Raw genomic sequence first — 14,486 nt, 5'->3', positions numbered from 1 at the left:
ACATGGCAAGACTTGGCAAGATCCGTCGCAGTCAGGTGATCTCGACGTATGGCCCGGGAGCCATTGTTGACTTTCGTGCCGGCAAGAAGGGTGGAGCTCCGGTATCGATCGTAACTGCAGGTCTCGATGAATGGGACAACGCGTCCTGGACAGCTGGCCTAATGAACGATCAATGCATCAGCGAACCCCGTCTCCAGAAGAAACTGCGGGTGGACGGCTTCCGGCTTCCGCCAGTCGGATATGAATACAGGGGAAGCGGGCAGAACCGGGAAAAGCGGATTAGGCAGCTGAACGGAATTCGCTTTCCGGACTGGCTTCAATGCCCCGTTTGCGGTCTGCTCCAGCGTTCGAGGAACTGGGCCGAGGACCCCGGGGACCCGGCTCTCTATTGCTCACCCTGCTCGCGAAGGAGCGAAGCCGGACGACGGGTTCATGTCATTCCTGTTCGCTTCGTGCTTGCATGTCCGGACGGCCATCTTGATGAATTTCCGTGGCACCATTGGGTGGGGCACAAGGAAGGTTGCGACCGGCGAAAACCCCTCAGGCTCGTGACACGCGGCGCTGGCCTGAAAGGACTGTGGGTCAACTGCACAGGCTGTTCTGCGGGGCGGTCTATGGAGCAGGCTTTTTCCTCCGCGATGATGCAGCGGATGAACATCCGTTGTTCGGGCAGGCGCCCGTGGCTGCCGGGACCAAATGAAGCATGCAGCCATGCTGGCCCGCCCCAGGCAGTCCAGCGCGGCGCTTCCAACCTCTATTTCCCTGCTACTGACTCAGCCATCGACATCCCGCCATGGACAGACGAATTCCAGACCGCTCTTGGTCAGCACTGGGCTGCACTGCAAACCGCTGCTTCCATGGAAGATGCCGATTTGATCGTGCGCCTCGTAGTCTGGCCACAGTGGGATGGTCAGCAAATGACGCTTGAGGAAATGCAGCAAAAGGTCAGGCAGCGCCTGGCCCTTATCAATGCACCTGAACGCCAGGACATCCGGGGAGAAGAATATCAGCAACTCACGCTTGGTGAGGCAACCCGTGATCCGAAAAGCGAGTTTTGCATCAGACCGGAACCCGTTCCACCTGCTCTCTCAGGATTGCTGTCGAATCTGGTACGCGTTGTCCGACTACGCGAGGTCAGGGCCTTGTATGGCTTTACCCGGATCTATCCTCCGAGCGGGGAATTCGGCTCCGGCATTTGCTCGCCGCTCAGCGCCGCACCGAAAAAGTGGCTACCGGCAGCCGAAGTTCGCGGCGAAGGGATATTCATCGCGCTCGACGAAGAAAAGGTAGGGCAATGGGAGCTCCAGCCAGCCGTCCAGGAACGGGCAGCAAGAGTTGACCACAGTTGGAAAGAGGCCTGGAAGGAGCGCGGTAACGACGGCGACCCGCCGTTTCCCGTCACTCCACGCCTGATTCTGGTGCATACATTGTCCCATGTGCTGATGCGACAGCTTGCGCTCGACTGCGGGTATTCCACATCCTCGATCAGGGAGAGAATCTACGCTTCGGATGAGGATCCAGGCATGTGCGGGCTCCTTATCTACACGTCAGCAGCCGATGCAGACGGAACGCTTGGCGGGCTGGAGCGACAAGGCAAGCCGGAACGCTTCATACCACTTGTCCAGGATGCGGTCCGGTCAGTTGAATGGTGCTCCTCTGATCCACTTTGCATGAACGGTCTGAATTCCTGGTCAGAATCAGGAAATCTTGCTGCGTGCCACTCCTGCGTTCTCGCGCCGGAAACCGCTTGCGAGCATTTCAACCGGTTTCTTGACCGGGCGATGATCGTGGGCCTGCCCGGCGATCCTGCCGTCGGCTTTTTCCATCAGCTGCTTGCAGTGGAAGAGGTCTGAGATGGCTCTGATGTTTCCGACCACCCTGCCGTCCTGGGTGACCAATGACCCGTATCGCTCGGCCGAAATCGAAGTCTACAACCTGATGCGGGAGGAGGTCCCTGACGACTACGTCTGTTACTATTCCCGTCCCTGGCTCGGTCTTGATGAAAAAGGATTTGAGCGCGACGGCGAAGCTGATTTTGTTGTTGCTCATCCCGAGCTCGGACTTCTTGTCATTGAGGTCAAGGGAGGCGTGGTCAGCAGGGACGAGGGCACCGAGAAATGGAAGACAAAGAATCGCCTCGGGTTCACGAACGAGATCAAGGATCCTGTGCAGCAGGCCGTCTCCAGCAAGTACCAGCTTATCAAGAAATTACGGGAGCATCGGGATTGGGGCGGCAAATTCATCACGCTACGACATGGCGTGATCCTTCCTGACAGCGCGCGGCCCGAAAGGGACCTCGGCATCAATATGCCCCAGAGGATTTTCCTGTTCGGGCCTGAGATGAATCAACTTCAAGCGTGGATCGATGCTCGACTGGGCCAGACCAAGGGCGAAGATGACGCACCCGGGCAGGGTCTTGGGCATACAGGGATGCGGATTCTGCATGAGCTCGTTGCAGGAGCGATTGAGCTTCGTCCAAGTCTCGCCCGGGCATTGCGGGATGACCGCCGTGCTATCGAGACGCTGAGTTCCGATCAGCTCGATGTCCTTGATGGACTTGTCGACCAGACGCGTGTCGCCATCGCCGGTGGTGCCGGCACAGGCAAAACGATTCTGGCACTCGAGAAAGCTGCGAGACTTGGGGAAGCCGGTCTTTCCACTCTTCTGATATGCTTCAATGCACCACTTGCCGAATGGCTCGAGCGAATGACTCGGCAAATGGCCAATGTGAAGGCTCGCAGCTTCCACGGCCTGTGCGATGATATGGCTGCTGCCGCAGCCGTTGATCTGCCACCGAGAGGAAGTCCTACATATTTCAACGAACTTCCCGGAGCGATGAAGGCGGCGATATCAACTCGCCCCGATCTGCGGGTCGATGCAATCATCGTTGATGAAGGACAGGATTTTGAGAACGAATGGCTCGAATGTCTGGACAGTTGCCTGAAGCAACCAGAAGAGGGCGCATTTTATGCCTTTTATGATGACAACCAGAAGGTCTACCGGAGGGATGCCGGTTTTCTGACCCGAATGACGTCTCCCTTCTATCTCACCCGCAACTTCCGCAATACACGTGCGATCCATGAGGTCATGAAGCCTTGGTATCTGGGCCATGTTTCGCGCGCCGTGGGGCCGCAAGGTCTTGCTGTGCAATGGGTGGAGGCCGAGCGTCCACAAGACGCAATAGGAGCATTGCACGAACTTGTCCGGGATCTGATCAGAACCCACGGCCTGAAGCCTGATGACATTGCGGTTCTGACCGGAGGCAATGCTCAGAACCATGCAGCGCTCAAGAACGGAATGCTGGCTGGCGTTTCGGCCACGAATGCCGCGCAGCAGCAACAAGGTCAGCTTGTTTTTGATACTGTCCGCAGGTTCAAGGGGCTGGAGCGTGCGGCAGTAATCATTGTGGATCCGGGCAAGCTCGATAATTCCGAACTTGTCTATGTAGCCCTGAGCCGGCCCTCAGTATTTCTTGCGGTAATCGGAGGCGCAAAGCATCTCGACCGGCTGAAGCGGGGAGTCCAATAGATAGGGCTTCTAGAGGACTCGCCCCCAATTTAACATAAGATCAGGTGACATCTGCTGGCAGCTGAAATCGCCCCAGCGAGACATCGTGGAAATTAACGAACCGGACCTACGCTTCCCATTCGATGATTCGAACTGGGAACACCATGTGGAACGATGACAACGCCATTTACGATGATGGCGAATGGATAACCTGGACCGAGATTAACGAGCATCTCGAACGCCAGGAACTGCAGGAAGCATATCCAAACGGTGATATCGAGCTTGTCCCAATCTTCGAAAGCCTGCTGGCAACTGCCGCGGACTATCACAACCTTACCGGGCGCCACCTGCAGGTCTACGGTGACATCGGCGAGCTTTATGGCGCCCTCATGTATGGCTTGAAGCCTCACCGAAACTACGCCCAAGGATCCGATGGCAAAATCGGCAACCAGTTCGTCGAGGTCAAGACCATCACGCCTTTCAAGAGTAGCAACACGGTGTGTCTAAACATGAAGCGCAACTTCAGCCAGGTCCTAATCGTCAAGATCAACAAGGACTTCGAGGTCGGAGCCAAGCTGATTGACAGGAAGGCGCTGCCAAAGGCCCGGGGCGACAAGCTCACCTTGGCGTGGGATCAGTTTGAACGGACCGGGGTCTGAAGTGCCAACGTCCACGCAGACGGCAGCCAGCACTGGAAGTCAGATTATGGGTCGCCAATTCCGGTAAACCTGTCGCCCCATGCCACCGGCCCAGTGACGATCGCGAGGGACGAACTTTACAGGCTCGTCTGGGAAACCCCGATGTCGCGGCTGTCCGAACGCTTCGGGTTAAGCGGCAATGGCCTGGCCAAGATCTGTCGACGCCTTGACGTGCCTTACCCACCACGCGGGTACTGGGCCACGCACCTGCTTCAGGCGCTGCAACGTTTCCCGGAAGACTTCGGGCTCTATGAAACCAGGCTGGAGCTGCATCGCGAGCGAGCTATCTCGGCCGGAACTGGGCTCGCAGGGACGGTCGGTCTGGTCGTCTGCGAACTTGAAGCATGCCGCCTCGGTATCGATCATGTGATCGGGCTGCTCGACCACCCGGACGCCGCTTTTGGGATCGCTCGCACATTCTACTTGAACGTTCCGTGCTTGTGAGCAAATTGTCCCCACTTCCCGTGAAAGCCGGGAAGTGGGGCGTGGAAACCTCAAAACCAAAGAGCTCGGTCGATATTATCGGCCGGGTGGCATACGCGTATGTCCAGCCCGCAAGGGTAAAGGCGTGTGCGCCTGTTCCTTTGGTCAGGTTTCCAACATCCGGCTTCGGCCGTCGCCCCGAGAGGACATAGGAGCGACGCGGAAGCCAAGCCAACCGTCGCTCATTCGGAGGAGTGATGGTATCGTGCAAATTGAAAATCACGCCATTCGCGGCAGACGTTCCGATGCGTAAAGTCATCTGGGCTTTGGCAGCCGTTTCGATGGTCATCATGTTGGTGATCGCGATGAATCCGCCCAAAGAGATTTTGGCTGAGAAAGCCAAAGAAGCGGATCGAAACGCAAAGGCGGTGGAAGCCGCCCACGACGCAATTCGCAAAGAACCAAAGGTGGAATACGTCCTTTACGAGGGCGAACCCGCGAATTGGAACATCGGGGTCTTCGACGATGGTACCAGTCGGATCGGCTATGCAGGCTATATCTGTCAGGTCGTACAAGAGCATGGCGCTGTCACTCCGAGCACGCAGGTTCGGATAGTCGATGTAGTTAAGGTCAAGGCAGGAGAGAATTTCCGCGCCGCATCCCTCGGCCGGATGAACTGCGCGAGCGGAGATACGTTTGCCCGCTAACGTATTGCTCAGAACATAAGGGCACCCACGACCCTTTCCAGATTGGCGCGATCATCCTTTGTCAGTGGGCCAAGGATCGTTGCGAGAAGCCTGGTGTGCGTCGATCTCTCCAACCGACGCACACTAGTAGCGAGGATACCACTGGATCCTCGAGTGGGCTCCGCGCGGGTTCGCCGCCATCCCCCCACCGCCGCGCTCGATCCGCCCCACAGTGCGGCGTCTCCCACGGTCCCCGCGCTTATTGGGTCCGGGCCCCCATCAGGCCGCCTTTTGAAGTTCGGCGATCTTCTGGAATTCGTTGAGCAGATCGGCATGGTGTCGCGCCAAATGACCGACGACCTTGGCATTCTCGAGCAGGCTTGTGACGTAAGCTGAGGCTAGGACGAGATCGAGGTGGTCGGCCCCATAGCTTTGCTCGACCGAACGAAACTCAAGATCGAGGCGTGCGGCTTCTTTGGTCATCACATCGAGCTGCTCGGGCGATAGTCCGAGGTCGGTCTGCCGCTTCCCTTGAACAAGCTGGTCGGGCGGTGTCGCGGCGACAATCGATTTCACATAACCGAGCGAATAGCGGTTCATTGCCACCATCATTTCGGCAGCGATAATCTGGCGCATTGGTTTCAATTTCCGGAGCTGGACGAAGGCGTTGAGCGCGACGTGTTTGTCCCGCAGCAATTCAGCGGCTTCGGGACATATCCCGTCGAGCAGATTGAGCTTCTTGCGAATGCTGGCGATGTTGACGTTGAGTGCCCGCGCCAACCGCTCTTCGGATACGCCTTGCTTCACCGCCTTCATGATCATCTTGTGTTCCTGGATGATCGCGATCCGGCTGACACGCCTGTTGTAGGTGAATGCCTCATCCTCGGTGGCGATCAGGCACACGACTTCTGCAACGCCTTGGCTAATGAGGATATCGAGCCGAAGATGACCGTCGAGCAGGCGGAACCGCCCGGAATCGAGCGGATCGCGAACGACCACCGGAGGCTCGATGATGCCGACCTCACGAATGGAAGCGGCGATCTGGCCATATTTGACAGACTTTCGGACGTCCGGTCGCACTTCGCGCAAAGGCGAGATGTCGGCAATGGCGATGCGCAGGGTCGTCTCTTCGAACGCGCGGGTGAGGGGAGCATGGTGCAGGCTCATCAGGCAGATCCTGCAAGTTCCGGCCGCAATCTGAGGGCCAGATTTTGCGGAAGCGTACCCAAGTCTTCGCTTTCCAGCAATCGAACCAGCGCCGGATCTTGGCCTAGCCGTCGAAGCGCTTCGAGGATGAAAAGCAGGCGGTCTTTGGTCACTCTGGCGCGCTGGATCAACGAATGTTTGCGCTCAGCATCTTCCTGATAGGCTTTCACCAGTGCTTCTGCCGAGAGCCCCTTGCGCTTTGGGGTTTCCGAGCCGGCAAAGCCTTTGCCGCGTCTCCTTCTGGCCTCGATCAGTTTGCGCGCCGCGAGCAATTTGCGCCCCTTGAGCAGGCCGCGCTCATAAGCACTTGATAGAGCCGCCTGGACATCCTCGTCTTCAGCTTCTGCGATTTCGACAGCGACGCTTAGCGGAATGGTGCCGCTTTCGACCGAGCGCAAAAGGCGCTGTTCACCCTTTTCAAGTAGCCGCGAGACGCCGTGTACATATTCATAGGTCAGGCCGGTCTTACGGGCGATCTCGCTCTGCGAGTAGCCGCGCTCCTCCATTCCTCGAATGTCCTGCAGAAGATCGAAGGCCTGATGCTGGCGGCGCGCGCAATTCTCAACCAGGCTCGCAACCCAGCAATCTTCCGGATCGGCCGTGACCACCAAAGCAGGGACTTCCCTCTGCCCCAGAGCGATATAGGCTTCCAGCCGTCCTTGCCCACACACCAGATCATAGAAAGGGCCATCCGCCTCCACTCTGCGGGTAACCGTGATCGGCTTCTTCAGACCGATCTTGGCGATGTTATCGACGATCTCCTTGAAGTTTCGCTTATTGCGAACCCGTGGATTGACGACCGTGATCTTGGCAATAGGAACCATCTCTACGCGCTGGGCAGGTAGGGCCGACATCAGGCTGCCTCCTTCAGTGGAGTTCGTGCAGCCATCCTGAAAAATGGCTCCAGACTGTCGAAGCGATAGGCGTCGAGGGAAAGACCATTGTAATCGGCGAGGCGCAGGACAGCTTCGCGCATATCGAGCCGGGGCAGCAGATAGTAGTCCTGCGGGGTTTCGTTAGCCGCATCCATCCGCACGGCCACGGTGAGATGCGGTTTGAGCTTGGTGTCGAGCCGCAGCTTCCAACGCCGGCTGCCAGCGCCCGTCTGGAAGCAGCGGACGATCACGACTGAGGCGGTAAATTCTCGGTTGATCGTGAGAAGGTCGGTATCGGGATCTATCCGGACCGATCCGCCGATACGCTTAATTCCGTCTAGCACTCTCTCGATGACGCCGGGATGCAGTGCCCGCAGTTTTCGGTTGGTCTCCAAATAACGATAATCGTGATCCGGAGCGAAGCCGACCAGCGTATAAGCGCGTAGAAGACTGCCAAACCGTGCGCGAAAGGAACTGCTGGAAGGGCAGTTATCCGCTTCATCGATAATGAGCCCGGAGAGATACCCGTTGCGCTCGAGTATCTTCGCCAGGACATCGAGCATCTGCTCGTCCGACAACTTTTCGCTGCGTTCGTGAATGATGGCCTGCGCTGCACCGAAGAGAGCTTGCGGGACTATGCCGATAAAGGCTGCATCTGCCCTGATCCACGCGCTCGGATCGTTTCGGACGTGGGCGCCTTTGAGTTTGCAGGAGGTGCGGCCCCATACGTTGTTGCCGATATATTTTTCATTGATCAGAAGCTGGTGCACCGAACCTCGCGACCAGGGGCGGCCGAGGTCGGTCACGATCCCTCTACGATTGAGTTCATCGGCAATCTCGCGCTCACTGCGCTGATCCTCGACGAATATCCGATAGACCTGGCGGACAACTTCGATTTCGTTCTCGGGGCCAGGCACGAGAATCACGCGATCGGTCGTGATGCTCTTATGTTCGCCGTGATCGAGCAAACCTTTCTCTTCGCCCGACTGATCCACCAGCATCCTGCGCAGGCCAAATCCCGCCGGACCACCCTGGCGAAAGCCCAAGCGTATGAGGTTGGCTTGGCCGGCGAAAACTTTGACGGAGAGTTCCCGGCTATATTCGCCGGCCATCGCCCGTTTGACGGTCTTGATGATCGACGAGCCGATACTCCCGTCGTTCTCGAATTGCTCAGCACAATAGTGGACCTGGACGCCCGCCTGGCGACAACGCAACTCATAGGAAGCAGCTTCATCGGGATCCTGAAAGCGCCCCCACCGGCTGACGTCGTAGACCAGCAGGGCCGTGAAATCGGCTCGCCCCGTTTCGACATCCTCCAGAAGATTCTGAAGCGCCTGTCGTCCGCCAATATTGAGGCCGCTCTTTCCTTCGTCAGCGTACGTTCGAACGATCTCGTAACCACGCTGCTCGGCGTACTGGCGGATCGCGGCTGACTGATTGTCCGTCGAATATTTCTGATGTTCGGTCGACATGCGGACATATTCGGCGGCCCGCATTCTGGGCGGGTCAGTTGGAGGCTCAGGCCCCACCGTATCCAACCATTTGATGACCATTGCGGCCCCAAAAACGAGAGTGTCAGCGCACGCTGCCGAAGCCTTAGTTTACAACATTCAAGGCCGAAGCATGGTTCGTAAAAACAGAAGTCAACTTCCAGATTCGCCGTTTGCATTGGCGGAATCCGTGCTGGCGAATGAAATCGGGCAAGCGCTGCGCGATGAGCTGGGCGCGAGTCGGCGTGCGACCAAGACCATTATGCGCTGGACGGGAGTGAGCGATACGACAGCGCGGGCCTGGCTGCAGGGCCGGGTGAGTCCGAGCGGACTACATCTTCTTCAGCTTGCTGCGAAGTCAGCCTCGGTCATGGTAGTCGTGCTTCAGCTGACCGGCCATCGCGACCTTGAGATTTCGTTCAGGCTGCAAGAGATCGAGGCGGACCTCGATGATGTGGTTGCCCGAATTAGAGTTCTTACGGGCCCCAAGACATGAATGGCACCGGCAAAGCTCAAAACGAGCGATGGGAGCCGCCCGGTCGCTCGCGGCTCACGCGCTGCCTGCGGATCTCGGCAGCGAACAGCGGGCCGAAGCGGTTCCACCAGAGCCTCACGGTCTCGTGGCTGAAGTCGCTTCCGCGCTCGGCGAGAAGGTCTTCGACGTCGCGCGGGCTCATTGTGAACCGGAAATAGAGCCAGACCGCCTGGCAAATCATCTCTGGCGGGAGGCGATGAGGCCTGAAGGATATTATCTTCATAACCATCTGTTTAAACAGGACAATTTTCGAATTTGAGACGAGTTGCGGTTAGACTGACAACACCCGCCCGGCCATGGCGACCGGGCGGCAAATTGCATGAATTCGTCGATCAATCCGGCCGCTGTCAGAAGCGGGCGTTGACGCTGACCCAATAGCTGCGAGCTTTATCCTTGTTGTTGTAATGGTCGATATAGGTCGGCGTGTAGGCCCCGTTGACCGGATCGCCAAAATCGACATCATAGGCGCGGAAGTCCTGATTGAGCAGGTTGTTCACGCGGCCACTGATCGTGAGGAAATCGCTGATGCGGTATTGCCCGCCCAAGTTCAGGACCTTGTAGCTCTTGTAATAGAGATGGTTCCCACTCCCATCGACACCGCGATAACGGCGCGACCGATGTTCGACCGACAATTGCGCCGACAGCGCGTCGGTCACCCGCCAGTCCAGCGTCGCATTGGCCATATGCTTGGCCGACTGAGTCAGCGGCTGCCCGGCAGAAGGGCCGGTCAACTGCTTGCTGTCGGTATAGGTATAGTTCGTACGGAGCGAAAGACCGTCGAAGAACTCATAGCGGCCCATGACTTCGGCACCCTTGATGCGCGCCTCGTCGATATTGAACGGGATGCTGATGCTGCTGCCCAGCCCCAGAACCGACCAATAATCGCCCAGATTGGCACAAGGACGCCCGAAGTTGGTCAACGCGCAAGGCTGGACCAAGGTCGTGTCGATCTTATCCTTGAACTTGTTGTAGAACAAAGTGACGTTGAAACCGCTGGCTGACGTGGGATTCCAATAGACCGCGACTTCCCCGTTCACGCTGGTCTCGGGCTTCAGATCGGGGTTGCCGATGAACGGACTGGTGCCCTGCCCGCCAAATCCGCGAATGCCATCATAGAGGTCGGTCGTTTTAGGCGTCTTGTAGCCAGTGCTGACACCACCCTTGACCGTCAGTGTGGGGGTCACCTCGTAATTGGCATAGAGACGCGGACTGAAATGGCCGCCGAACATGTTGTGGTGATCGTAACGGATACCGCCCGTGATCGTCAGGCCTTCGGCAAGGCTCCAGTTATCTTCCGCGAAGACCGACCATATCCGGTGATCCTGCACCGCCTCGATACCGCCGACCGAGGCTTCGAGCCCGAACACCCCGTCATCCAGCGTGCCATCAATATATTGGCCCCCGATCACGAAGTGGTGGTCGCCAGCGAGATTCTCGACCGGAATGTCCAGCCGGGCGTCCAGGGTATATTGCGCGCTCTCCAGCGTCCGAAGCGGACGGGGAAGGAAGGTTTCCTCTGCAATGGCGCGCCGTTCAGCCGTGGTCATACCCGCATAGTCGCCGGTGCCACTATACATTTCCTGCAACAGCAAGCGTTCCGCGACCGAGAAGGGCATGGTGCGGCCCTTATTGTTCGTTTTGATGTAGGCCAGCGAGACGAAGCTGCTGCCGAAGCCCCAGTCGCCATGATGAGTAACCGCCCAGTTCAGGCGGTCGAACACCTGTTTCTCGGTGTAGCCGACGCGCGGCTGCACGACGCCGCCGCTGGCGCGCCAGATGCTTGCGATCCCGTCCAGCGTTCCCAGCGGATAACTGATAGCACCCGTATCAGGATCGACGATGGGCGTGTTGTCGTAAACCTGCTTCGAATAATCGATGTCAAATTCGAAGCTGTGGTCGGGCGACGGAGTTAAGGTGATCGAGCCGCCATAGCTGCGGTTAGTGTTCTCGACCGTCTTCCCACCCCCGCCGAAGCCCAGGCCGCGCACATGCGATACGCCTGCCGGATCGATCGACGGCTCGAAATCTGGATCGGATGGATAGCGCTTGTAGAACGAACCGCGCAGCTTGAGGCCGATGAGCCCCTTGACGAGCGGGCCGCTTACATTGGCATCGAACGTCATTTCATCGCCGAATGCGGTGTCTTCCTGGATGCTCCGCCCGAAAGTGGCGGAACCGGTCCAGCGGTCCAACGTCTTCTTGGTGATGATGTTGATCACCCCGCCTAGCGCATCCGCGCCGTAGAGGGTGGAAGCGGGGCCACGGATGACCTCGATCCGCTCGATCGCATCGAGCGGCGGAATGTGGTTAAACTGGTTGCCGCCGAAGCTATTGGGATAGATGTCGCCGTGGTTGTTCTGGCGGCGGCCGTCGATCAGGATCAACGTATAGTCCGAACCCATACCGCGAATGCTGATCGTGCGCTGGCCGGTCTTGTCGGATGTCTCGCCTACATCGACACCTTCGATGTCGCGCACCGCATCGATCAGCGTCATGTAGGGGCGCTGGCGCAGTTCTTCCGCGGTAACAACAGTGATGCTGGCGGGCGCATCTGTGATCTTCTGTTCGAAACCGGCCGCGGTGACGACGATGTCCGAACCCACCGGCGTCTCCGGCATGGCCTCGGCGGCGATTGAAGGCGATGCAAGGCAAAGGGCCAGTTCCAAGGAACCCGCACCGCAAGCTAGACGCGCGGCAAGCGGTTTACTGAACATGCTCATTGAAAGCTCCCGATATTGAGAATAATTAGCAAAATCGGATTGCGCCCTGATACCGAGCGCAGGGCCGGTCAATCGTGAACGTGAACTTAATGGGCGGGAGCAACACTTTGTTACAATTGCCTTCGCGCAACCAGCCGATCACCGACACCTGGCCCTCGGCGTTCCCTCCTCACATCGTAGTGGTGGACGATGATGCGGGGGTCCGAACATTGCTGGCCCGCATCCTACGCGAATGCGGATACAGCGTGACCGGCGCGGCCAGCGCTCGGGAACTGGATGCCGCGATGGGCGAAAGGCAGGTCGATCTCGTGCTGCTCGACATCATGCTCCCCGGTGAAAGCGGTCTGGAAATCTGCGGCATGATCCGCACTCGCAGCCGAGTGCCGATCATCATGATCAGTGCTCGACGGGATGAGGGCGACAAGGTTGCCGGCCTGGATCTGGGCGCAGACGATTATATCGCCAAGCCGTTCGGCCGCTCGGAAGTCCTGGCGCGCGTCCGCGCGGTCCTGCGTCGCGTCAGCGACCCGCACGTGCCGCTCGACATCCCTGCGCCTGAGCAGTTCGACTTCGCGGGCTGGCGCTATCATTCCCGCCGCCTAGAACTGATCGCGCCGTCCGGGGCGGAGGTAGAATTGACCGCCGCGGAACATGACCTGCTGGTCACGCTGCTGCGCTATCCGCAGCGCATGATCAGCCGCGAGCGGTTGATCGAAATGACGCGCAGCCGGATCGGCGCCCCCACCGACCGCAGTGTCGACGTACTGATCAGCCGTTTGCGCCGGAAGCTGGGCGACAGCAGGAAATCGCGGCCGATCATCCGCACCATTCGCGGCGTCGGTTACATGCTGGCTGTCCCGATCCAAACTGACTGAGCATGAAACGTTTCCGCTCCGTTGGCATGGTAGGACGGATCCTCCTCGTTCTGGTAGTGGCCGTCCTGCTGGAACTGCTGGGCAATATCGTCCTGCATCGCTGGCAGGAGCCGGAACTGATCTCCGCGCCGCAAATCCGCATGATCGCGGCCCGTCTCGCAAAAGCGGAGCAGACAGTCCTGTCCACCCCCCGGCCTGAACGCAGCCATGCGATGCATGAACTGGCGATCGGCGGTATGACGCTTAACTGGGTGCCACGGACCGTCATCACCGACTTCACTCCATCCCTGCCCCAACTCGAACGGCTGCACGAGGATATCGTCCGAGCCGAAGCCGGCCTCGGCCAGCGAGAACTGCGCATGACGCTGATGCCCTCGGTTGCGCCCGGACAACGCGATCTTCTCGGCGCCCTGCGACTGTCCGACGGATCGTTCGCCACCTTTCGCTTCAGCCCCTACCTCGCCTCCCCTCCTCGTCCGGGGACGGTGGTGATGATGCATATCCTGCTGATCGTCGTGGTACTTGGCATTGCGGCCTTGATGGTCCGTGCACTGGTCCAGCCGCTGCGCGCCCTTGCGGAAGCGGCCGATGCGACCGAGCAAGGACGCATCGGCCGCTTCCGCATCGAAGGACCGCCGGAGATCCAGCGCGTTGCCACCGCCTTCTCGGAGATGCAGGCCCGCCTCCTCAAGACGATGGATGACCAGACTCAAGCGCTGGTCGCTGTATCGCACGATCTGCGCACACCGATACAGCGGCTAATCCTGCGCGCATCGCTGATCGAAGATACGGAAACGAGTGTGGCGATGGCCGCCGATCTAGACGAAATGGAACATTTCATCGAAGCGACCCTCTCCTATTTCCGGAATGGAAAGGATGAGGAGCCCCGGCTGGTCGATGTGGCCGCCATCGCGATGACGGTGGCGGATACGGCGGCGGACCTGGGCGCGGACGTCCACTATCTCGGTGCGGATACCTTGCAGGCAAGGGTCCGCCCGCTTGCATTCAAGCGCGCCCTGTCGAACTTGGTCGACAATGCCTGCCGCCACGCGGCCAGGATCGAGGTCACGCTGCAGGAAAGCGCCCCGGATCGTTTCACCATCGATGTGGAGGACGATGGTCCGGGGATTCCGGCCGACAAACGAGGAGAGGCAGTCCTGCCATTCAGAAGGCTCGACACCAGCCGGGGACAACAGAGGGGAGGCGCTGGCCTAGGCCTCGCCTCCGCCACGAGGGCGCTGGCAGTTATGGGAGGGAGCCTCACCCTGGGGCAAAGCGGCCTTGGCGGCCTCAAGGCGAGTGTGGACCTGCCCCGGCAATGATCCCGGCCAGCCCGATCTTCGCCTGGGCGAGCCCCACAGGGGGATTGTCAGGTAAACTTTTCCAAGGTGTACTGAGGCTCAAAGCCGATAATGGTACTGGCAATCTAACCCACTACCCTTGGCTGGCAGGTGCGACTGCTCGACGATCC

The 14,486-nt window shown here is 58.9% G+C and carries 12 protein-coding genes and 1 pseudogene; 8 read left to right on the top strand and 5 right to left on the bottom strand.

Going from position 1 to position 14,486, the window contains the following annotated elements:
* Positions 1-2 precede the first annotated feature (2 nt).
* The 5 genes from SZ64_RS14940 to SZ64_RS14920 all read left to right on the top strand — a co-directional run bounded on the left by SZ64_RS14940 (position 3) and on the right by SZ64_RS14920 (position 5,335).
* Positions 3-1,853: a DUF1998 domain-containing protein gene (locus SZ64_RS14940; protein WP_082384615.1), complete on the top strand. Its 1,851-nt coding sequence runs from the start codon at positions 3-5 to the stop codon at positions 1,851-1,853.
* A gap of 1 nt (position 1,854) precedes the next feature.
* The gene (locus SZ64_RS14935; RefSeq protein WP_054531555.1) at positions 1,855-3,528 is read left to right on the top strand and encodes an NERD domain-containing protein/DEAD/DEAH box helicase; all 1,674 of its coding nucleotides are present in this window, start codon (positions 1,855-1,857) and stop codon (positions 3,526-3,528) included.
* Between the two features lie 143 nt (positions 3,529-3,671).
* A complete protein-coding gene (locus SZ64_RS14930) occupies positions 3,672-4,166 on the top strand; it encodes a hypothetical protein (RefSeq protein WP_054532293.1) in 495 nt (164 codons plus the stop codon).
* 141 nt (positions 4,167-4,307) lie between these two features.
* Positions 4,308-4,649: a hypothetical protein gene (locus SZ64_RS18870; protein ID WP_156313657.1), complete on the top strand. Its 342-nt coding sequence runs from the start codon at positions 4,308-4,310 to the stop codon at positions 4,647-4,649.
* A 284-nt stretch (positions 4,650-4,933) separates the two neighbouring features.
* Positions 4,934-5,335: a hypothetical protein gene (locus tag SZ64_RS14920; protein ID WP_054531553.1), complete on the top strand. Its 402-nt coding sequence runs from the start codon at positions 4,934-4,936 to the stop codon at positions 5,333-5,335.
* A 258-nt stretch (positions 5,336-5,593) separates the two neighbouring features.
* On the opposite strand, the gene SZ64_RS14915 is transcribed toward SZ64_RS14920, so the two are convergent.
* From SZ64_RS14915 to SZ64_RS14905, 3 genes are read right to left on the bottom strand one after another with little or no spacing between them, the layout of a single operon-like run.
* Positions 5,594-6,481 (bottom strand): plasmid partitioning protein RepB C-terminal domain-containing protein, encoded by an 888-nt coding sequence (locus SZ64_RS14915; protein ID WP_054531552.1) that lies wholly within the window; start codon positions 6,479-6,481, stop codon positions 5,594-5,596.
* Positions 6,481-7,374, bottom strand: coding sequence for a plasmid partitioning protein RepB C-terminal domain-containing protein (locus SZ64_RS14910; protein ID WP_054531551.1), 894 nt, complete (start codon positions 7,372-7,374; stop codon positions 6,481-6,483). The genes SZ64_RS14915 and SZ64_RS14910 overlap by 1 nt, the downstream gene beginning before the upstream one ends.
* Positions 7,374-8,948, bottom strand: coding sequence for a recombinase family protein (locus tag SZ64_RS14905; protein WP_054531550.1), 1,575 nt, complete (start codon positions 8,946-8,948; stop codon positions 7,374-7,376). The genes SZ64_RS14910 and SZ64_RS14905 overlap by 1 nt, the downstream gene beginning before the upstream one ends.
* On the opposite strand from SZ64_RS14905, the gene SZ64_RS14900 reads away from it, so the two are divergent.
* A complete protein-coding gene (locus tag SZ64_RS14900; protein ID WP_156313656.1) occupies positions 8,941-9,381 on the top strand; it encodes a hypothetical protein in 441 nt (146 codons plus the stop codon). The genes SZ64_RS14905 and SZ64_RS14900 overlap by 8 nt on opposite strands.
* A gap of 31 nt (positions 9,382-9,412) precedes the next feature.
* Here the strand turns inward: SZ64_RS14900 and SZ64_RS14895 are convergent.
* Together SZ64_RS14895 and SZ64_RS14890 are read right to left on the bottom strand one after the other, a co-directional pair.
* Positions 9,413-9,649: pseudogene (locus SZ64_RS14895) on the bottom strand (IS6 family transposase); the annotation flags it as partial.
* Between the two features lie 118 nt (positions 9,650-9,767).
* A complete protein-coding gene (locus tag SZ64_RS14890; protein ID WP_082384613.1) occupies positions 9,768-12,140 on the bottom strand; it encodes a TonB-dependent receptor in 2,373 nt (790 codons plus the stop codon).
* Between the two features lie 89 nt (positions 12,141-12,229).
* Here SZ64_RS14890 and SZ64_RS14885 point away from each other — a divergent pair, with 89 nt between their 5' ends.
* Together SZ64_RS14885 and SZ64_RS14880 are read left to right on the top strand one after the other, a co-directional pair.
* A complete protein-coding gene (locus SZ64_RS14885; protein ID WP_082384612.1) occupies positions 12,230-13,015 on the top strand; it encodes a response regulator transcription factor in 786 nt (261 codons plus the stop codon).
* 26 nt (positions 13,016-13,041) lie between these two features.
* Entirely contained in the window at positions 13,042-14,337 is a 1,296-nt protein-coding gene (locus SZ64_RS14880) for an ATP-binding protein (RefSeq protein ID WP_206742914.1), read from the top strand.
* Positions 14,338-14,486: the final 149 nt, after the last annotated feature.

Origin of the sequence: Erythrobacter sp. SG61-1L (assembly GCF_001305965.1) — a bacterium.
Lineage (GTDB): Bacteria > Pseudomonadota > Alphaproteobacteria > Sphingomonadales > Sphingomonadaceae > Andeanibacterium.
This window is presented reverse-complemented; position numbering and strand designations above follow the sequence as displayed.

Excerpts from the sequence above, each read along its gene's own strand:
- SZ64_RS14880 (WP_206742914.1), top strand. The coding sequence starts at position 13,042 with ATGGTAGGACGGATCCTCCTCGTTCTGGTAGTGGCCGTCCTGCTGGAA.
- SZ64_RS14935 (WP_054531555.1), top strand. The coding sequence starts at position 1,855 with ATGGCTCTGATGTTTCCGACCACCCTGCCGTCCTGGGTGACCAATGAC.
- SZ64_RS14890 (WP_082384613.1), bottom strand. The coding sequence starts at position 12,140 with ATGAGCATGTTCAGTAAACCGCTTGCCGCGCGTCTAGCTTGCGGTGCG.
- SZ64_RS14920 (WP_054531553.1), top strand. The coding sequence starts at position 4,934 with ATGCGTAAAGTCATCTGGGCTTTGGCAGCCGTTTCGATGGTCATCATG.
- SZ64_RS14900 (WP_156313656.1), top strand. The coding sequence starts at position 8,941 with ATGACCATTGCGGCCCCAAAAACGAGAGTGTCAGCGCACGCTGCCGAA.
- SZ64_RS14885 (WP_082384612.1), top strand. The coding sequence starts at position 12,230 with ATGGGCGGGAGCAACACTTTGTTACAATTGCCTTCGCGCAACCAGCCG.
- SZ64_RS14930 (WP_054532293.1), top strand. The coding sequence starts at position 3,672 with ATGTGGAACGATGACAACGCCATTTACGATGATGGCGAATGGATAACC.
- SZ64_RS14915 (WP_054531552.1), bottom strand. The coding sequence starts at position 6,481 with ATGAGCCTGCACCATGCTCCCCTCACCCGCGCGTTCGAAGAGACGACC.
- SZ64_RS18870 (WP_156313657.1), top strand. The coding sequence starts at position 4,308 with ATGTCGCGGCTGTCCGAACGCTTCGGGTTAAGCGGCAATGGCCTGGCC.
- SZ64_RS14905 (WP_054531550.1), bottom strand. The coding sequence starts at position 8,948 with ATGGTCATCAAATGGTTGGATACGGTGGGGCCTGAGCCTCCAACTGAC.
- SZ64_RS14940 (WP_082384615.1), top strand. The coding sequence starts at position 3 with ATGGCAAGACTTGGCAAGATCCGTCGCAGTCAGGTGATCTCGACGTAT.
- SZ64_RS14910 (WP_054531551.1), bottom strand. The coding sequence starts at position 7,374 with ATGTCGGCCCTACCTGCCCAGCGCGTAGAGATGGTTCCTATTGCCAAG.